Source organism: Gracilibacillus lacisalsi DSM 19029 (assembly GCF_000377765.1).
Classification (GTDB): domain Bacteria; phylum Bacillota; class Bacilli; order Bacillales; family Amphibacillaceae; genus Gracilibacillus; species Gracilibacillus lacisalsi.
Genome location: NZ_KB898663.1, coordinates 297,717 through 318,960, shown reverse-complemented (window position 1 = coordinate 318,960; position 21,244 = coordinate 297,717). Strand labels below are relative to the sequence as shown.

Genomic DNA, 21,244 nt, shown 5'->3' with positions numbered 1-21,244 from the left:
GTATTCAATATGTTTAGACGCAAAAAAGCAAGTTTTATGAGAACAAGAGAAGATATCATTTTTGATACAGGTAATATTATTTTTATGTTAATACTATGTGTATTTATGTTATATCCATTCTTAAATCAAATAGCAATCTCATTAAATGAGGCAACAGATTCTGTACGGGGTGGCATATACTTATGGCCGCGAGAATTTACATGGAATAATTATGAACATGTATTTGAGAAAGCTGCTATTTATCAAGCAATCTTTATTTCGGTATTAAGAACCCTTGTCGGAGCAGGTGTCGGATTGTTCTGTACCGCTATGGTGGCTTACGCTATTGCTCAACCGAATTTTATCTTCAAGAAGTCAGTGACGATTATTTTTATTATGACGATGTATTTTAATGGTGGGTTAATCCCGACATTCCTATTAATGAGAGATTTACAATTAATCGGATCTTTTTGGGTGTACATTTTACCAACATTAATCAGTGCCTTTAACTTAATTATTATGCGATCTTTTATTGAAGGTTTGCCGAACAGTATTTTTGAATCAGCAAGAATCGATGGTGCAGGAGATTTTCGAATTTTCTTCCAGATTGTTTTACCATTATCATTGCCGGTGTTAGCAACGGTTGCACTATTTGTTGCGGTTTTTCAATGGAATCAGTGGTTTGATGTGTTCTTATATAATTCAAGTCAAGAACATCTTACTACGTTACAATATGAGTTAATGAAAATACTTCAAAATTCAAGTACAACTTCCAGTGGTGATATGGCATCTGCCTTTGCAAATTCAGCTGACGGCAACTCCAATATGGTAACACCGAAATCGATTCAGGCAACAATGACGATTGTTGCAAGTGTACCAATAATTATGGTTTATCCATTCTTGCAACGATACTTTGTTAAAGGGATGACTCTTGGAGCAGTAAAATAGAAATATAGGAGTGACGCTAATGACAGAACAAATAACTAGTCTTTATCAGCGTTTTGAGAAAGATTTCAAAATTGGAGCAGCGATTAACCAACGGACCATGTATTCATCAGAAGAAATAATTAAAAAACATTTTAATAGTTTAACAGCAGAAAATGAAATGAAGTTTGAGAGTGTTCATCCGAATGAAAATGAATATACATTTGAAATCAGTGATAAAATCGTAGCATTTGCAGAAAAACACCAAAAAGCAATGAGAGGTCACACGTTAGTATGGCATAATCAAACGAGTGATTGGATTTTTGAACAAAACGGCAGACTTGTAGATCAAGAAACCTTATTAAAAAGAATGAAAACTCACATCGATACCGTTGTTGGCAGGTATAAAGGCAAGATTTATAGTTGGGATGTTGTCAATGAAGTAATTGCCGATGAAGAGGATAAATTTTATCGTGACTCCAAATGGTATCAGGTGCTTGGAGAGTCATTTATTGAAAAAGCGTTTGAATATGCACATCTAGCAGATCCGGATGCAACGTTACTATACAATGATTACAATGAATCTAATCCAGCCAAACGAGATAAAATCTATCAATTAGTCAAACAATTAAAGGATAAAGGCGTACCAGTTCATGGAGTCGGCATGCAAGCTCACTGGAATATTTACGATCCGTCCCTGGACAATATCCGTAAATCGATTGAAAAGTATGCATCTTTAGGTTTAGAAGTACAAATTACCGAGATGGATGTATCGATGTTTACGTTCGATGATAAACGGACAGATTTAACCGAACCAACAGAGGAAATGAAAGAATTACAAATGCAAAGATATTTACAATTCTTTGAGGTTTTTAAAGAATATAAAGAACATATCGGAGCTGTAACGTTCTGGGGAGTGGCAGATGATTATACATGGCTGAACGATTTTCCCGTAAAAGGACGGAAAAACTGGCCATTCTTATTTGATGAAAACCAACAGCCAAAAGAAGTGTTGAAGAAAATAATGTCCAAGTGAACTTAAAAATAGTTAGCTATATTGGTATAAACCCGTTTCAATTATGATGGAACGGGTTTATACTTTTCTATGAGTCAGTAAAATTTGAAAGTTGGTAGTTAATCCTTTTGTTATTGCAAGAGCTTTAACTCGTGAAAATCAAGATAAACGACAAATCAAACATATAGCGCAAAAAAGGAGTCGAGATGATGGTAATGATGGTAACTATTCAAGATGTTATGGAGCAGATTGAGAAGGGGATTAGACTTGATTCATCAACAGTGGATGGGTTGAAATATGGAAATAAGGAAGATCAAGTAAAAGGGATAGTGGTCAGTTTTATGGCTAGTTTAGATGTGATTCGAAAAGCGGTTGATCTAAACGCCAATTTGTTGATTACACATGAAGGCCTATTTTATCAGCACCATTCCAACCATTTGTTAGAAAAAAACATGAGTCTAATCGAACAGAAGAAAGCAATCATTGAAGAGACTAACCTTGCCATTTATCGTAACCATGATGCGATTCATCGCTCTGATCCAGATGGTATTACACAAGGCTTAATTGAGTCCCTTGATTGGCAGCAATATGTATACGAAAACGCACCATCCCATAGTATTGTACATATACCCCATAAAACACCTGTACAGATTGCTTCTTATCTTAAAGAGAAGTTGGGGATTGAAAATATACGATTTTTAGGTAATCCATATATAAGATGTGAAAAGATAGCTGTGCTCGTAGGCTACCGAGGACACGGAGTAAATACAATCCCATTGTTAGATAAGGTTGACCTTGTTATTTACGGAGAAGGGCCGGAGTGGGAAACACCCGAATTTGTTTGGGATGCAATCCAGCAAGGTGCCTCCAAAGGATTGATTCAACTAGGTCATGCAGAAAGTGAAGATCCTGGCATGAAGAGGTTAGCTAACCAATTACAACATACCTTTCCGGATGTTCCAGTCACATTCATACCAACAGCAAGTCGATTTAACGTAATCTAAGGGATAAGTTAAAACTTCCATTCTAATTGTCATTGCTTTTTTAAATTAATTTATTTATAATGACAGTAAGTTTTAACAACCAAAAAGGAAACCGATTTCTTTAAAAATTTAGTGGAAGGTGTGAGATTTTTGAGTTTAATAGAAAAGATTCAATCACCATCTTTATCATTAGAACAACGATTAACAACATTAATGGAAGCGCTAACGTTAGATGAAAAAATATCGCTGTTAAGTACGAGTCAAAGTGCGATACCGAGATTAGGAATCAAAGAATATACAGTAGGCGGTGAAGCAGCACATGGAGTAGTTGATCGCGAAGGTGGCAAAGCGACCGTATTTCCTCAGCCAATCGGACTATCCAGTACGTGGAACAAAACCTTAATGCATCAAGTAGGAAGCGCGATAGGAGATGAAGCAAGAGTCTTTTATCAGCTTCAGAATGAAAAAACAGGTCTAACGTTATGGGCGCCTACGATTGATATGGAACGAGATCCCCGTTGGGGACGAACAGAAGAAGCCTATGGAGAAGATCCCTATTTAACAGGACAATTGTCCAAAGAACTAATTAAAGGGATGCAAGGTGACGATCCTTTTTATGTGAAACTTGTCGCAGCACCGAAGCATTTTTACGGGAATAATAATGAAAAAGGGCGTGAAGATACATCCAACAGTATTGATCTACGTAATCGAAAGGAATATTATTTGAAAGCGTTTGAACCAGCGTTTAAAGAAGCAAAAGCATTATCTATGATGACCGCCTATAATGGTGTCAATGGTATTCCTTGTATGCAAATACATGAAATCGAAGAAATTGTCCGAGATGAGTGGAATATGGATGGGTTTATTGTCAGCGATGGTGGTGCATTGACGTTAAATGTAGATGAATATCAATATTATCACTCATTTGAAGAAGCATTAGCAGATGCATTGATCAAAGGAATTGATTGTTTCGTAGATCGCAAGGAGATTGTCGAGGAAGCAGCAAGGAACGCACTCGAAAGAGAATTGATCCAACCTGAAGATATTGATCGAGCCATTCGTCGAATGTTAAGGGTACGCTTTCGCTTAGGGCACTTTGATCATGATCCAAGTCAAAATCCTTATCACAATATACCATTAGATGTGATGTGTAGTGAAGAACACGGAAAACTTGCTCGTAAAGCAACGGATGAATCGATCGTATTATTAAAAAATGATCAACAGTTTTTACCTTTACAGAAAAATAAATTGAAAAAACTTGCCGTTATTGGTCCAACAGCTAATGATGTTTACCGAGATTGGTATACAGGTTATCCACCTTATAAAGTAACACCATTAGCAGGTATCGAAAACTACCTTTCAGATGTCGATATCACTTATCATGATGGTTTTGATCGCATAATCTGGCAACCGAATGAATCGAGCAATCATGTTGGATTGAATGAAGAAAATCAATGGGTCGTTACGGAATATGATGAAGAATCTGCGGTATTAGTGGATGAAGACTGGGGAAATGGTTGGCATGTCTTTAAAAGTGTGAAGACAAATCGTTACCTAACACAAACTGATAAAGCTAGTTCTTTTTCAGCTACAAAAGATGAGGTTTTTGACTGGTTTAATCGTGAAAAAATAAGTATTCAAACAAATGAACAGGACTTGTATACACTTAGCAGTTGGAACGGTTACCCGTTAACAATAGCAGAAGACAACGTAGTAGTGAACGAAACAGAGCATACTCTTTTTGAGAAAAAGATCATTGAAAATGGTATACAAAAAGCTGCGGCTCAAGCGAAGGAAAGTGATGTTGCCATTGTCTGTGTAGGTAATCACCCCATGATAAATGGTAAAGAAACAGAAGACAGAGAGGATATTAAACTGGCAGACTACCAGCAACGGCTAGTTCAGGCTGTTTATCAAGCGAACCCCAATATGATATTAGTCGTAACGGCTAGTTATCCATTTGCGATCAATTGGGAACAAGATAACATTCCGGCAATTCTTTATAGCTCGCATGGATCGCAAGAACTTGGTAATAGCTTAGCTGCAACGATCTTCGGTGAAAACAGTCCTTCAGGAAAACTTAGCATGACATGGTACAGAAATGCGGACCAACTACCAGATATTACAGATTATGATATTCGTAAAGGAAAGCGCACTTATCAATATGCTGACTCGAATATTTTGTATCCATTTGGTCACGGGTTAAGTTACGGGACCGTCACATATCAAGATATCACGATTGATAAATCGAAAATAGGGGAAAATGAAGCACTGTCCATCTCATTAACATTGAAAAATGAAAGCAATTTTACGCAGGCAGAAGTTGTGCAAGTGTATGCAACGATAACGGAAGGCTACTATTCGAAAGCTAATAAACAATTGGTTGCGTTTGAAAAAGTCTTGTTGTTACCAGATGAAGAAAGACGTGTCACATTATCTATCGATTCAGATCAATTGCAAGTATTTGATGTGCGAACGAATCAGTTTGTGCTTGAACAAGGTACCGTTCGTTTCCTTATTGGTCAATCAAGTGAACAATTTGTTTTCACTTCTGATCCGATAGCAGTTGAAGGTGAAGTGATCACAGAACGCTCACTGGCAGAACCAACACCAGCAGAAAACTATGATGATTATGAAAATATTACGTTAACAAAAGGAGAAATGGAAAAACCTTGTGTCACAGCTGAACAACAAGGCTGGATTCTGTTTCAGAATGTTCAATCTAAACCAAATGCAAAATTGAAAGTAAGAGTGAAAGGTGAGGCAGGTCAGATTCATGTTTTCTTCAATGACCGAGAAGCGTCACCGGTTGCTGTGAAAAGTATCGATAGCAATCAATGGACAGATGAAATAATCGAGCTAGATTTAGCGCATAGTGATCCAATCACTATGATACTCGAAATCAATCATTTATCGATTCAATCAGTACAATTAGTGGAAGGATGAGTACATTGCTACATCAATTACCTAAACGAGGTATCTGGACTGATCAACCTGCCTTCAGATGGGAGGATGCTTTAGTAAGTGGGAATGGCAGTCATGGAGTAATGGTATTCGGTGATCCTGTTCGCGATACTATTATCGGCAACCATTGTCGACTTTATTTACCACAAGGTAACAGCTATGATTTACCAGATATGGCTCCGTATTTAGAAGAAATGCGAGCGATTATTCGCGAACACGGGTATGAACAGGCAATATCCTATTATTATCAGAAGGCGACAGAACTAGGTTACCAAGGGTTAACGATGAGTGACCCATCACATCCAGGTTTTCATTTACATGTGGAAACAGATCATCAAAACTATTCAGATTATAAGCGGAGTATTAATTACGAGACAGGTGAGTTAGTAGTCTCTTATAAAGTAAATGAAGAAGATTACTATAAAAAAACATTTGTGTCACAGGACTGCAATCAAATTATTCATTTTCTAAGTCCCGGCAGTTACAAAATAAAGCTGGAAGATTACCAACATCCTAAAATGAGCCAATTGAGTCAGGTCGACCAGAAAATAATCCACACGCATTTTGACTATCGTTATAGTGATGGTGGATATGATGTAATGATTGAAGTAGAAGCTGAAGGGATCAAACCGCTAGCTAATGAGATCGGATTTGAATTGAATAGTGCGAATCCGGTTCTTATTCGTATGGAAATTTTACCTTACCGGCATAAGTCGAAGCGTAGTATAATTCGAAACAAAGTAAACTTATCTAATGAATATTCTCGTCTTTTTACCAAACATACAGCTATTCATAAGGAAATGTTTCAACGCGTGGAGTTGAGGTTAGCTAGAGACGAGGAACGACTACAATCGATCTGGTCATTAGTAAACAAGGCAAAAGAACGAGGGCAGATCACACCTGTTTTATTAGAAAAAATGTATGATGCCGGTCGATATATGTATATTTGTAGTGCTGGTGAGCTCACTCCAAATTTACAAGGGATTTGGACGGGGACGTTTGAACCGGCATGGAGTGGTGATTTTACCTTTGATACCAATGTAGAATTATCAATTGCCGCGGCACTTTCTAGTAATCTATTAGAAGGATTGGAAGGATATTTCCGATTAATAAAAGAGTTAATGCCAGGTTTTCGTGAGAATGCCCAAAAGTATTATGGTGCCAGAGGTGTTATGGCAGCAATTCACGCCAGTAACAGTGGCAAACATGTTCACTGGAATCAAGAATGGCCCTTACATTTATGGACGTGTGGTGCTGGGTGGTTAGCGCATTGGTATTATCAATATTATCGTTTTACCGACGATAGGTTGTTTTTGCAAAATGAAGCGTTACCTTTTTTAGAAGAGAATGTCTTGTTTTATGAAGATTTTCTTGTTGAAGATCCGGATGGTACTTATCGATTTACCCCTTCCTATTCAGCAGAAAATGGAGCGGCAGATAATGCAACACAAGATATAGCGGTCGCGAAAGAAGTATTAACTAACTTAAGTGAAGCTTATCAAATTTTAGGTTATCCAGAAGAAAAGATAAAGAAATGTCAAGAGATGAAAAATAAACTACCTGCTTATCAGGTAAACGAAGATGGTGCATTGAAAGAATGGTTAATACCAGAAAAAGGTGAAAATTATAACCACCGTCATTTTTCTCATCTTTATCCTGTTTTCCAAAGCAGGGAATTTAATGATGAGACAAATCCAGAAATGTGGCAAGCTGCAAGAACCGCATTTAATAAGCGCTTGGAAGCATGGTTATTAAATGAAGAAGGAGACACCTCCTCTACTCATGGTCGGATGCATTCCGCCTTGTGTGCTACCCAATTCCATATGCCGGAATTATTAGATGATATTTTCCGTCTGTTGATTGATCATAATTGTTTCTATTCTTCATTAATGATGTCACATTATAATGAACAGCAAATTTTCAATGTTGATGGAAACGGAGCTTTACCACAAGTCGTTCACGAGATGCTAGTTGATTTCAGCAATGGCAGATTAACCTTATTAGGTGCCCTTCCATCTTCGATTTCAAAAGGAGAAATGAAAGGAATTCGCCTGCCAAATCAAATGATAGTGAATAGATTGACTTGGGATTTAGAGGCAAAACACGTAGAATTACAAATCGTCAGCAAAATCGATCAGGAGATAAAATTGTATTTGCCGCTTTATCAAGAAGTGGAGCAAAATCAGCAAACTATCATGCTACAGCGAAATAAACCAGTTTCATTTCAGATAAATTTGTAAACAGGTGATTGAAACGAACGGAGAAAAGCTAGCTAATAAGTAAGAAGAAGCTGTGACAGGAGGGATCACAAATGTTCCTAAAGAAAAAAATCATGTCTTTATTTGATTATTTAAAAGTAAAGCATAAATTGTTAGGCATTTACCTAATTGTCACAGCGATACCTGTTCTTTTGGTTGGTGCGTATTTGAATGATAGTACGAGAGATATTGTATTAAGTCATTCACTAAGTGAAGCCGAATCGAATGTAGATAAGCTTGAATTACGATTACAAACGATCTTTAATCGAGTTATTAGTATTGCAGATATGGTTTACATCAATCAGAATATGAAAGAGTTGTTAGAAAATGAGTATGAATCGACATTAGAAATTTACAATGCCTATAATCGTTACCCGGTGTTCGACGATTTTCTGAAATACTACGATGAAATTGAAACCATTCAATTTTTTATGAACAAAGATATGATAACGGATTCACATTTTATTTATGCGGATTCCATCGTAAAGCAAGAGGATTGGTACAAGGAAGCAGTTGAAAAAAGTGGACGTTTATCATGGGTTTATATGGAGGATTATTGGACTGGTCAGGAATTATTAGCGCTAACAAGAGCAGTATACGGTCAAAGTAATGATTTATTAGGAGTATTAGCTATTTACGTTTCACCGGATATGCTGAAATCAGTAGTAGAAGGGGAGCCATATCAAGCCTATATCACATTAGATCGAGAAACAATCGTATATAGTACAGAGCGTGAATATATTGGCAACAAAGCTACTTTTTTCAACCAAGAATCTAATGCATCCGGAAATGATGTGATGGATACAAAGTTTGAAGGGGAGCATGTCAAAATAAACCAGCACGACTTTCGACCTGATAAATCGCTGGATAATAGTTTTCAAGTCTCGTCCGTTATTCCGGTTGAAGAAGTGATGAAGGAACCAAATGCTATTTATACACGAGGACTTTTGGTGATCATTAGCGCGTTATCGGTATCGATTCTATTAATCGGTATTTTTATCAGAAGTTTTCATAAGCGGATTCAGCAATTGAGGCAAACAATGTATCAAGTAGCAAAAGGTAATTTTCAGGTTAACCAACAGATAAATGGACACGATGAAATTAGTGAGGTTTACCACGACTTAGCAACAACTTCCCAAAGTGTTCAGAAAATCATTGATGAAGTCTATATTCATAAAATTAAGGAAGAAACTTGGAAACGCAAACAAAAGGAAATGGATTTTAAAATGCTAGCTAGTCAGATTAATCCACACTTTCTTTACAATACGTTAGAAATGATCCGGATGAAGGCAATTTTAAACAAGGACCCGGAAGTCGCAAAAATTGTAAAAATGTTAAGCAAAATGATGCGTTCAGCATTAGAAAGAACAGATCGCCCTGTTCCGATTACTGACGAAATAGTTCTTATGCATTATTATTTAGAAATTCAGACATTACGTTTCGGTGAGAAATTTAGTTATCAATTAGAAGTGGAAGATGCAGTAGAAGACTATTATATTTTCCCGTTATTGATTCAGCCTATTGTAGAGAATGCTATTATTCACGGGCTTGAGCCAAAAGAAGAGCAAGGGTTTATTAAGATAACGATGGCAGAAGAGGATAAATATATCCAAGTAGAAGTAAAAGATAATGGTGTTGGCATTCCGAAAGAAAGTCTCAGTGAAATTAGAGAACGATTGAACGATGAAGAATACTATTCAGATGGTAATCGAATTGGCTTGCACAATGTCCATCAACGGTTAAGGCTTTATTACGGAGAAAAATATGGTATTGAGATGGATAGTATTGAAGGCTTGGGCACAACGATGACCCTAAAAATACCTAAAATTAAACATGAGAAGGGGGTAGGATGAATGTTAAAAGTTCTGTTTATAGATGATGAACCGTTGATAAGAGAAGGTCTTGCTTCCATTATTGATTGGAATGACTATGGTTATCAAGTGGTAGGTACTGCGGAAAATGGTAAAGTCGGCTTAGAGAAAATAAGAACGTTAAAACCCGATGTTGTTTTTGTAGATATTCGGATGCCAGGCTTAAGTGGAATAGATATGGTAAAGCAAGCGAAGAATGAAGGTTATCCCTGTAAGTTTGTTGTATTATCTGGTTATTCCAATTTTTCTTATGCACAGCAATCCATTCGTCTTGGGATGGAATCCTATTTACTGAAACCAGTTGATGAAGAGGAGTTGATCCCACTTATTCGTCAGCTTAAAGAAAAATGCAACAGTGAGTATCTATTGCATTCACAAATACACGAATATGAGACGATGACAGAGAATGAAGAGTGGAAGCAATTTTTACAAGGGAGAAAAAAACATCACAGGTTGAACCAGTATCAAAATGAGACTTTCCATATAGCAAGTGTCACATTCATCAATAGACCAGAAAAAAACTGGGTGGAACAAAAGATAGAGTCGGATCAACTCTTCAAATATATTTGGATCGATCAAGTTATGTATCTACTTTTTAAAAATGGTGAAGTTGCCTCTATTAAACGGTTATTCCAATCAATGAGCCGGTTAATGGCAGCTAAACAACATCAATTTCAGCTCATAGAAGAAGGAACGACCATTGAAAGATTACCAGACATGGTCAACCAACTGAAGCAGTTGCAACACTTACACTTCAGTTATAGCAATACAACTGTTTTATCTAAGCAAGAACTGATTTCAGAGAAAACTAGTTTACCAGACGGCTGGGTAGAAGAAGTATGTCGTTCGATTGAATTTGAAGATGATAATAAATTAGACAACTATTTTGAAGAAATGGAAAAATATTATCAAGCCAAACAATACCAGCCACAAAGAATTACTGCTGAATTAATTGAAATCACCAAAGATATTTATACGATTTTATCGCGAGCAAACCAAGATATTCATATACCTTCCAATGAAGAAATGGCCAATATTATTTGTGCGTCTCAGACATTACAACAACTGCTGTCTTCACTAAAGAACCAATTTAGCAAGGCAGCCTCTGAAATCAATGGATTTGCTTGTAATTCAGAAAATACAATTGAGAAAATCGTTGAATTTGTCGAGAAGTTTTATTATAAGGATTTAAATTTAAAAGTAATAGCTGACTTGTTCAGTTACAACCGCTCTTATTTAGGAAAAAAATTCAAGAAGCAAACAGGGTATTATTTTCATCAGTATCTCGATATAGTCAGAATGGAAAAAGCAAAATATTTCTTAGTCGAAAGGGAGCTGAAAGTATACGAGGTATCAGAAAAAGTAGGTTATTCCAATAATGATTATTTCTATAAGAAGTTCAAAAAATATGCCGGTGTTAGTCCAAAAGAGTATCAAAAAAATCAGCGGAAACAACACGCTTAAAGGGGGATGTCGATGGCACAAACAGTAACAGAAAGGCCATTATATATAGGTGTTCAATATTTTTATTACTTTCTCATAACTAATATTCATTTTATGCTAGCTAATCTCCTGTTTTTACTAGCTTTTGTGTTTGTTGAAATGTCCGTGCAAAATATCATCCTTTTTTCTATTGCGTTATTACCAGCAGGCCCTTCTTTGGCTGCCTTATACGCAACAATGGGAAAAATGATTCGCGAACGCGACCTTAGTCCGACAAAAGATTTCTGGAGCTATTACAAAAATAATTTCAGCATTGCAACCAAATATTGGCTCTTTCAGTTGACGATTATGACGATTTTAATAGTAGATATTTATTATGCGAATCATTATCTGGCAGTGCTATCTCCAGTATTTCTAATTTTATTAATTTTTACGTTGTTTGTTTGTCTTTACGCTTTTCCAATTTTGACAAGGTTTGAAGTGAAATTAAAGAACTTGTTTATTGTATCGATTTATGCGGTCTTCCGTTATTTTAAGACGACCTTGTTTCATATTTCTACCTTGGTCTCACTGGGAATCATCTATTATTTTGCTCCTGGGATTACCGTTTGGTTTTGTATGAGTGCAGCAGCTTTTTTTATCATGTTTAATATGCGAAAGCCACTTCAGTTGATGGAAGAACAATTGGCACAAAGAGGGATGGAATATGAAGAAAACTAGCATTTTAATTTATGTGATCATCAGTATTGTCGCATTAACTGTCTTGTTATTCGTTTTAGTAAATCAGGACAAAAAAGAAACAGAAGCAGAGTCTGATCAGCTCATTGATGATTTTGAACAAGTAACTGCCATTGATGTGTTGGCAAGTGAGGATATTTCTTTAATGAAATCGGATCAAGGATGGCAAGTTGAGGGCGCAGAGGAACAAGAAGATACGGATAAAATAGATAGCTTTCTATTAGCAATGGAAGAAATGACAGGGGAAGCGGTTGAAGTCAAGAAGAAAAATGTCAATCTAGATTTTCCGAAAGTGGTTGTTTCCTTTATGGATCAGCAAGATGATAGGCAGAGAATTGCTATAGGTCAAATGCATGACCAAGGGGATCGCTATTATGTTGAACATAAAGAAAAAGAAACGATTTATTTAGTGGACCGATCATCGGTGGAAATGATTCCATTGCAACGGATAGCATTATTGGATAATAAGATTTTAACCATTTCTTCTCAAGATATTACAGAAATCGAAATAGACAATGGAACAGAAGTAATTCAGTTGAATAAGGAGTCCCCTTTTTCAGAAAAGGAATCATTAGCACACCTTAGTGGCTGGTATATGCATGAGCCTTATCAACATGTTTATAGTGTTGCCTTTTCCAATGCAGAGGAGATGGTAGTTGGTGTAGATGGCATCGAACAAGTAGAAACTGTCGATGGCGACGACCAATACGGCTTAGCGGATTCTGACTTTTCGATAATATTTTCGAATGGAGAAGAGGAAGAAAAGCTGATCATCGGTGATCCTGCTGCAAATAATCAGTATTATGTCCAAGTTGATGGTAAGGAAGAAGTGTATAAGGTACCTACAGAATTACTAGATCCATACAGTTACAAGGCTTATGATATGATTGATCATTTTGTCCATATCGTTTCTTTAGAAGTAATCGATGAATTAACGATTGAGACACCAGAAGATAGTGTGCAATATACAATGGACCATGAGGAAAATACGGAAGAAGAGGTGGAAACAACTGTATTCCATGACGGGAAAGAACTAGAGATCGACACCTTCCGCGATGATTACAAACAATTGGCAGGCCTGACATTTGATCAAGCTTATAAGGGAGAAACGGTGAAAGATGAGCCGGAAGTAATGATAAACTATTTGATCACAGACGAGAACAATCAACCAATTGAAAACACGATAGCATTCCATGCAATATCTGATACAGATTATGCAATCATCAAAAACAACAGCAGTGAAATTGACTTCACCATCAAAAAAGACAAACTGCACCAGGCAATAGTATGGGCAGTACAAACTGAATCATGATGTTCGCTCACTTTATTACCGGGAAAACCTCTACTTCTATTTGATAGATTTCCCGGTAATGATGTTTTTATAGGGAAATCCCCTACTCTGAATTGGCAGATTTCCCTGTTACTTCACTTTTACAGGGAAATCTCCCTGTTATAATTAATAGTTTTCCTGGTAGTTAACTTGCCAACGAAAAAAGAATGGCGAACAGGCTTGATTCATTGTATATAATAGGTTCCTTTTTTTATTCCTTTTGATTTTAAGTGCTTTTTTAAATGATATCTTATTCGTTCAAGGGAAATCGGTAGACGACACCAATCATATATTTGCTCACTTGTCACGCGTTCATCTGGAAACAAAAACATAAATTCTTCAACATTGCTAATTATAGCAGTTTGGACGAATTCTGATTGACCGCAGTTCTGACATCTGCATTTTTTACCTTCTACTATGGTCATAAAAAAATCACATGATGTACAAGGGATGCCCTTTTTTAAATCATTGTAATGGTATGTAGGCAACTGCTCATAAGGAGAATGTTCAAGTTGGATTGATTCTAGATGATTCATTACATGGTGCATCATTGGATTTAGTGGCACCTCATTTTCGAATTGACGTAGGTATCGATTTATTTGTGTTGGTAATATAATATTGGAATTTCTTGGTGTTTGAAAGAGGGAACATTCGGGGTTAATAAAAACAACTGCTGCCACTACTGGTATATCCCATTCTAATTGTTGAAGAAGTTGACGAAGCAATGATTTACTTCTTCTTAATTGGATAAGAGGATTATCTATCTCTTCTCCAGAATTAAGATATAGCTGTTCATTTTGAAAATAAAATTCACCTGGGTAATTTTTGATCTCAAACATGTACAAGGTATTATGGAAAAGAAGGATGTGATCCAGTTGAAAGGCTCTGTTGTGATGGGACAACCAAAGGTCTTTGAGTAATAGAAAGTTGCTTGATAATCGTTCTAGGTATTGGTCAAAAAGAACTTCGCCTTGATAACCTCTGTCTAGTCTTCGGTATTTTTTTATTTCTTCTTTTGACAATGATCGGCGTCTTTTGAGGTATTCGAAAAGGACTAATTCACGTGGTTTTAATCTTGTCTTCAATTTTCTCTTCCCTTCTAAAGTTAAGTATTACGACAAGTATTATTGAACAAAAAATGAATAAAGTCAAAGTGGTAAAAAAGAAAAAGTAAAAGGTCAAAACAGTAGAAAAATTAATTTTCACACGTATAAAAAGCCAAAACTTTACAGATGAACGATATCATTTTACGATTTCGTTTATTTTACACTCTTCAATTTTTTCTGAGTAACCCTTTCCGCTCAAGCTTCAAGTAAGACTAGGATAAGAGAAGTTAAATTTAAAATCTCCTCATTGAACATAGTCTCACTAAATTACTATGAAAGGTATTTAATTCCACCTCTCATTTTTACCGGTTTTTATGTCTTGTTTCTTATGTTTTTTGAGAAAGCGGTTTCTAATATAATAATTATAACTTAAAAAAACGCTTTCAATATAGGGTTGACAGGTTAGGAGAGAGATAAAATGAGTCGAATCAACAATGCTGCAGAGGCACAACCGAATCTACCTGAGTCACACTCACCTTTGCAAACGCCAGTGAAGCCGGGCTTTTCTTCGCATAAAGGAAAGAAGCGCGGACCAGACCCAGGCAATAAAGGCTTCTTTAAAAGGTTGAGTAAACAAAAGGCGTTATTCTTAATGTCCTTTCCTTTTGTTATCTGGTTACTAATTTTTAAATACATTCCAGTTGCAGGCTGGGTGATGGCATTTCAAGATTATAAGCCGCAATTAGGTATTCTTGAGCAAGAATGGGTAGGATTCAAGCATTTTAAAGACCTCTTCAATGAACCGATGTTTTATCGAGCATTAGAGAATACATTGGGGATGGGGATTTTAGGGCTGGTGTTTGGTACATTATCAGCAATTGCATTTGCTTTACTTCTCAATGAAGTTAGGTTTTTAACGTTAAAGAAATGGACACAGACAATATCCTATTTACCTCACTTTGTATCTTGGGTAATTGTTGCCAATATTGTCATCACCATGCTTTCACCAGAAGGAATCATCAACAACTTGTTAGTTGGTTCAGGTATTCTCGATCGACCCATTAACTTTATGGCACAACCTGATATGTTTTGGGGGATTGTTACGGCTGCTGATGTTTGGAAAGAGACTGGTTGGAACGCAATCATTTATTTGGCGGCAATGGCTGGTGTCGATCCGCAGCTCTATGAAGCAGCGAAAGTAGATGGTGCAAGTAGATGGCGACAGATGTGGCATATTACTTTACCAAGTATTCGCCCCGTTATTATCGTATTACTTATTTTAAATATTGGTAACTTAATCAATATTGGTTTTGAAAAACAAATGCTATTAGGGAACAATATAGTCGCCGAAAAGGCTTTGGTTATAGACTTATATGCACTAGATTATGGTATAGGAATGTTCCGCTATTCATTTGGTACTGCAATCGGGATTTTTAAATCCGTTATTAGTATTATTCTTATTTTAATATGTAACGGCTTTGCGAAACGAATAGGTGAAGGACGTGTATTCTAGCAGAAAGGAGTGTCACATCAAATGAAAAAAAGAAAATGGACGACATTTGATATCATTTTAACTATTTTTATGCTTTTCATTGTAGTCATTACACTTTATCCATTCCTGAACATCTTAGCCATATCGTTAAATAATGCGGTGGATACAGCTAAGGGTGGAATTCATATATGGCCCCGTGACTTTACATTTGCTAATTATCAAGAGATTTTTGGCAGTAATGACAGGCTGTTGCAAGCATTTTTTATGTCGATCTTAAGAACAGTAGTTGGAACCATTACAGGTATTATTGCAAGTACGATGCTTGCTTACGTGTTAAGCAGAAGAGATTTTGTTTTTAATGGCTTAGTAGGTTTCTTACTCGTATTAACAATGTTTGTTAGTGGGGGATTAATTCCGGAGTATATGCTAATTCGTCAGCTAGGTTTGATTAATGACTTTGGCGTTTATATTTGGCCGATGTTAATTTCGGCATTTAATGTTATCATTATCCGCTCATTTATGGATAATTTGCCGACAGCTCTAGAAGAATCAGCCAAAATGGATGGTGCCAATGATTTTGTTATCTTTACCAGAATTATTATTCCGTTATGTTTACCAGTTATCGCAACGATTGCGTTATTCCTTGCAGTTATGCAGTGGAACAGCTGGTTTGATACGTATTTATATGCTAGAGGTAGCGAGGCTTTAACGACGTTGCAGTTTGAATTAATGAAAATATTAGATAATGCTAATATCTCAAGCGGGGATATTACCTCACAGAATGCCGAGGTCATAGCAGGTCAAACTAACCCACAATCGATTAAAATGGCAATTACGATTATCGCTACGGTACCTATCCTAATGGTATATCCGTTCCTGCAAAAATACTTTGTAACAGGACTAACGCTAGGTGCAGTCAAAAGCTAGGTATTAATGAAAATTAATATAAAAATTTATTAAAAACGGAGGGGAAAAACATGAAGAGAAAGCTATCCATCTTATCTTTATCCTTATTATTCATGTTTGCAGTACTTTTCTTAGCTGCTTGTAGTGATGATTCAGAATCAGATACAGGCGCTGAAGGTGATGATGCAACAGAAGAGAATGAAAGTGATTCATTAAATGATGAGCCGTTGACATTGACTTATTTCAATGCTGATGGCGAAGAAAAATCATTTGACGATCCAGTAGCACAAAAAATTACAGAAAAAACAGGTATAAAACTGGAAATGGATTATCCAGTTGGTGGGAATGATGAAGCGATCCCATTGATGATTGCAAGTGGTGATTATCCAGATTTAATTTTCGCAAAAGGTGATATTGGAAAGCTGATTGAAGCTGGTGGTATCATTAAATTAGATGATTTGATTGAAGAAAAAGGTGACAACTTAAAAGCAATGTATGGTGATCAACTCGATCGTTTACGTAACTCAATAGACGACCCAAGTATCTATAACGTCGGTACTTATGGTGTGGAAGAAGCACGCTGGGAAACAAGTGGTACCTTCCAAATACAATTAGATGTCTTACGTGAACTTGGATATCCTGAAATTCAAACATTAGAAGATTTTGAAGCAGCGATTACAGAATACTACGAAAAGTATCCAGAAATTGATGGTCAAAAAACGATCCCGTTATCTCTATTAGGTAGTGACTGGCGTTGGTTAATTACGGTAGGTAACCCGGCAGGATTCGCAGCAGGTATACCGGATGATGGTCAGTGGGCTATAGATGATGAAACAGGTGAAACAACTTACAAGTTCTTGTTACCGGAATTAAAAGAATATTTTAAATGGTTAAATGGTATGAATGATAAAGGACTATTAGATCCGGAGTCATTTACACACACATACGACACGTATATTTCGAAGCTTTCATCTGGTCGTGTACTAAGTATTGCTGATCAAAATTGGAATATTACTGACGCAGATGCAGCACTTGTAGCCGATGGAAAAGAATGGAGAACATACGCACCACTTCCTGTCACGTTAGGTGAAGAATATAAGTCACAAGGTCTAAAAGATTACGGTTTTGCTGGAGGTTGGGGGATTTCTATTTCTTCCACTAGTGAACATCAAGAAGAAGCATTCGAGTTTTTAGATTGGATGGCATCAGAAGAAGCTCAGATCCTCGTTAACTGGGGAATTGAGGGCGAAAACTACGATATTGTAGACGGAAAACGAGTGATGCACGAAGATGACCGTGAACGAATGAATTCCGATAGTGACTATGCTAAAGAAACAGGTGTAGGCTATTATATCTATCCATTCCCACAATGGGGTAATGGAGCAGTGGACTCTAATGGTCAGCCGATCACACCAAACTCTGAGCAAGATATTATTGACAACTTTAACGAGGCCGAAAAAGAGGTTGTAGCTGAATACGATATGGAAAACTGGACGGACTGGTTCCCACCGGCAGAAGAATTAGGAATTTCTAAACATGGTGCTGCGGCGAATTATACCATCGAATCAGGAAGTGATTTAGAGATTATCCAACAGAAAGCAGACGACTTAACAGAGCAACGAATAACACAAGCCGTTTTAGGTGATCCAGCAGACTTTGATGCATCATGGGATGCCATGATTGAAGAGTTAGAAGCAATGGATATTGAAAAAGCAAATGAATTGATGACTCAAAAAACATTAGATGTTATGGAACTATGGGGTACAAAGTAATCTGATAGATGATGGGCCTGATTCCACCTAAGTGGTCTCAGGCTTCATCTATTATGGGATGAGATTGCTTTGAAGATCTCGGTTTTAATGTTGGTCGTTGATTAGCGAAATTAGCACTGTGATAAATTTACAACGAATCGCAATAAAGTAGAGGAATTTATCGTTGATCTGTCGAATACTTGCTATACATAAATAGTTAGAGGAGGAACCAAAATGATCCATGAAAAACTACCAAAAATATGGTATGGAGGAGACTATAATCCAGAACAATGGGATGAAGAAACTGTAACCGAAGATATCAGAATGTTTAAACTTGCGGGGATTGATGTGGCAACCGTTAATGTTTTCTCATGGGCATTAAATCAGCCTGATGAAAATACCTATGATTTCACTTGGTTGGATGAAACAATTGATCGCTTATACCAAAATGGTGTTTATATTTGTCTTGCAACCAGTACAGCGGCGCATCCGGCTTGGATGGCAAAGCGCTATCCGGATGTTAGACGAGTTGATTTTGAAGGTAGAAAAAGGCAGTTTGGCGGTAGACACAACTCCTGCCCAAACAGTCCGACCTATCGCAAATATGCAGAACGTATTGCGGAAAGGTTAGCAGAACGCTATAAGAATCACCCTGCTGTATTAATCTGGCATGTTTCCAATGAATATGGTGGTTATTGCTATTGTGAAAATTGTCAAAAGGCATTCCGAGTATGGCTAAAAGACAAATATGGGACACTTGATGCAGTGAATACAGCGTGGAATACACGATTCTGGGGTCACACTTTTTATGAGTGGGATGAGATTGTGGCACCAAATGGTTTAAGTGAAGAATGGCAAGGAGGCCAAAACACTAATTTCCAAGGTATTTCACTAGATTATCGTCGTTTCCAGTCTGATAGTTTATTAGATGTGTTTAAACTAGAACGAGATGCATTAAAGAAACATACACCAGACCTTCCGGTAACAACCAATTTAATGGGACTGTATCCTGAGCTTGATTACTTCAAATGGGGGAAAGAGATGGATGTCGTATCATGGGATAACTATCCTTCAATCGATACACCAGAAAGTATGACAGCGATGACCCATGATTTAATGCGAGGTCTTCGAAGTGGTCAACCGTTTATGCTGATGGAACAAACACCAAGCCAGCAAAATTGGCAACCATACAATGCCTTAAAACGCCCGGAAGTTATGCGCCTCTGGAGTTATCAAGCGGTAGCACACGGTGCTGATACAGTGATGTTTTTCCAATTGAGACGTTCACGAGGTGCTACGGAAAAATATCATGGTGCAGTGATTGAACATGTCGGACATGAACATACACGCGTATTCCGTGAGTCCGCTGAATTAGGGAAAGAACTCAGCCAATTAGAAGATAAAATTATCGATAGTCGTGTGAACGCACGGGTAGCAATTGTCTTTGACTGGGAAAATCGCTGGGCCATTCAATTATCAAGCGGACCTTCCATAGCACTAGATTATGTAAAAGAAGTGCATAAATATTATGATGCTTTTTATCAACGTAATATTCCGGTCGACATGATAAGTGTGGAAGAAGATTTAAGTGGTTATGATATTGTGATTGCGCCAGTGTTATACATGGTAAAAGAAGGACATGCTGATCGCTTGAAGCAGTTTGTTGCAAAAGGTGGTACCTTCGTAACCACTTTCTTCAGTGGCATCGTTAACGAGAACGATCTTGTCACATTGGGAGGTTATCTAGGAGAATTAAGAGACTTAGTTGGAATATGGGCTGAAGAAATTGATGCATTAGAGCCATCTAATTATAACGAGATTGTCATGCAGGACAAAATAGGGTCACTATCGGGCGAGTACAAATGCAACATATTATTTGATCTGATTCATGCTGAAGGTGCGGATGTACTGGCAACATATGGTTCAGACTTTTATAAAGGCATGCCGGTACTAACAAAAAATCAATACGGAGAAGGTCATGCATACTATATCGCCTCTAGTCCTGATCAAGTATTTGTCCAAGATTTTGTCGATACTATTGCTGCTGACAAAAATATACAAGGTGAATTAGATTCTGCACAAGGTGTTGAAGTTATAGCACGAAACAAAGCTGATGAAAAGATTTTATTTGTAATGAATCATAATAATAAGTCAGCAAGCTTTGATACAGGTGAGGAGACCTATACAAATCTATTAACGGGTGAAAAATATACAGGTGAAACAGAAATAAAAGCAAAAGATACATTAATTTTAAGTCTTTAATAGATTACGACGTACGACTAACGGTGATATGGGTTCATCGTTAGTTTTTTTATATGGAAAATTAGCGCAATGACTGTGTTAAATGCAGTAGTTATTTTGAAAGTTAGCTTGTACAGGAAACCATCGCTGCGGTTGCCCACTTCCCTTTCCACGGGATTTTCGCCTAAGCTAACTTTGGTAAGCAAAGAGCGCTTACCAAAGTGGATCTTAGTCGAAAGTCATCCCGTAGGAGTGGAAGTGGACGGCCTCCGCTATGAAACTGTTCAACAACGTTTGTACCTG

The 21,244-nt window shown here is 37.0% G+C and carries 14 protein-coding genes; 13 read left to right on the top strand and 1 reads right to left on the bottom strand.

What is annotated here, in order from left to right:
- The first annotated feature begins 9 nt into the window (after nucleotides 1-9).
- From D569_RS0104040 to D569_RS0104000, 9 genes are all read left to right on the top strand, one after another.
- A complete protein-coding gene (locus D569_RS0104040; RefSeq protein ID WP_018931120.1) occupies nucleotides 10-927 on the top strand; it encodes a carbohydrate ABC transporter permease in 918 nt (305 codons plus the stop codon).
- Between the two features lie 19 nt (nucleotides 928-946).
- On the top strand, nucleotides 947-1,939 hold the full coding sequence (locus D569_RS0104035) for an endo-1,4-beta-xylanase (RefSeq protein WP_018931119.1): 993 nt from the start codon (nucleotides 947-949) through the stop codon (nucleotides 1,937-1,939).
- A 185-nt stretch (nucleotides 1,940-2,124) separates the two neighbouring features.
- Nucleotides 2,125-2,922 (top strand): Nif3-like dinuclear metal center hexameric protein, encoded by a 798-nt coding sequence (locus tag D569_RS0104030; protein ID WP_245548481.1) that lies wholly within the window; start codon nucleotides 2,125-2,127, stop codon nucleotides 2,920-2,922.
- Nucleotides 2,923-3,051: 129 nt separating this feature from the next.
- On the top strand, nucleotides 3,052-5,847 hold the full coding sequence (locus D569_RS22475; RefSeq protein ID WP_018931117.1) for a glycoside hydrolase family 3 C-terminal domain-containing protein: 2,796 nt from the start codon (nucleotides 3,052-3,054) through the stop codon (nucleotides 5,845-5,847).
- A 5-nt stretch (nucleotides 5,848-5,852) separates the two neighbouring features.
- Nucleotides 5,853-8,105 carry a glycosyl hydrolase family 95 catalytic domain-containing protein gene (locus D569_RS0104020; protein ID WP_018931116.1) on the top strand — a complete coding sequence of 751 codons (2,253 nt, stop codon included), beginning with the start codon at nucleotides 5,853-5,855 and terminating at the stop codon, nucleotides 8,103-8,105.
- A gap of 71 nt (nucleotides 8,106-8,176) precedes the next feature.
- On the top strand, nucleotides 8,177-9,976 hold the full coding sequence (locus D569_RS0104015; protein WP_018931115.1) for a cache domain-containing sensor histidine kinase: 1,800 nt from the start codon (nucleotides 8,177-8,179) through the stop codon (nucleotides 9,974-9,976).
- Nucleotides 9,977-11,458: a response regulator transcription factor gene (locus tag D569_RS0104010; RefSeq protein WP_018931114.1), complete on the top strand. Its 1,482-nt coding sequence runs from the start codon at nucleotides 9,977-9,979 to the stop codon at nucleotides 11,456-11,458. It begins immediately after the preceding gene.
- A gap of 12 nt (nucleotides 11,459-11,470) precedes the next feature.
- Nucleotides 11,471-12,157: a YesL family protein gene (locus D569_RS0104005; protein ID WP_018931113.1), complete on the top strand. Its 687-nt coding sequence runs from the start codon at nucleotides 11,471-11,473 to the stop codon at nucleotides 12,155-12,157.
- Entirely contained in the window at nucleotides 12,144-13,487 is a 1,344-nt protein-coding gene (locus D569_RS0104000) for a DUF4340 domain-containing protein (RefSeq protein ID WP_018931112.1), read from the top strand. Before D569_RS0104005 ends, D569_RS0104000 begins: the two co-directional genes overlap by 14 nt.
- 203 nt (nucleotides 13,488-13,690) lie before the next feature.
- Here D569_RS0104000 and D569_RS0103995 read toward each other — a convergent pair whose 3' ends face one another.
- Nucleotides 13,691-14,590 carry a nuclease-related domain-containing protein gene (locus D569_RS0103995; RefSeq protein ID WP_018931111.1) on the bottom strand — a complete coding sequence of 300 codons (900 nt, stop codon included), beginning with the start codon at nucleotides 14,588-14,590 and terminating at the stop codon, nucleotides 13,691-13,693.
- Between the two features lie 439 nt (nucleotides 14,591-15,029).
- Between D569_RS0103995 and D569_RS0103990 the strand changes: the two genes are divergently transcribed.
- From D569_RS0103990 to D569_RS0103975, 4 genes are all read left to right on the top strand, one after another.
- Nucleotides 15,030-16,064 carry an ABC transporter permease gene (locus tag D569_RS0103990; protein WP_018931110.1) on the top strand — a complete coding sequence of 345 codons (1,035 nt, stop codon included), beginning with the start codon at nucleotides 15,030-15,032 and terminating at the stop codon, nucleotides 16,062-16,064.
- 21 nt (nucleotides 16,065-16,085) lie between these two features.
- Complete coding sequence (locus D569_RS0103985; RefSeq protein ID WP_018931109.1) at nucleotides 16,086-16,970, top strand: carbohydrate ABC transporter permease; 885 nt, start codon at nucleotides 16,086-16,088, stop codon at nucleotides 16,968-16,970.
- A gap of 50 nt (nucleotides 16,971-17,020) precedes the next feature.
- Nucleotides 17,021-18,721, top strand: coding sequence for an ABC transporter substrate-binding protein (locus tag D569_RS0103980; RefSeq protein ID WP_018931108.1), 1,701 nt, complete (start codon nucleotides 17,021-17,023; stop codon nucleotides 18,719-18,721).
- A gap of 213 nt (nucleotides 18,722-18,934) precedes the next feature.
- Nucleotides 18,935-20,962 carry a beta-galactosidase gene (locus D569_RS0103975; protein WP_018931107.1) on the top strand — a complete coding sequence of 676 codons (2,028 nt, stop codon included), beginning with the start codon at nucleotides 18,935-18,937 and terminating at the stop codon, nucleotides 20,960-20,962.
- Nucleotides 20,963-21,244: the final 282 nt, after the last annotated feature.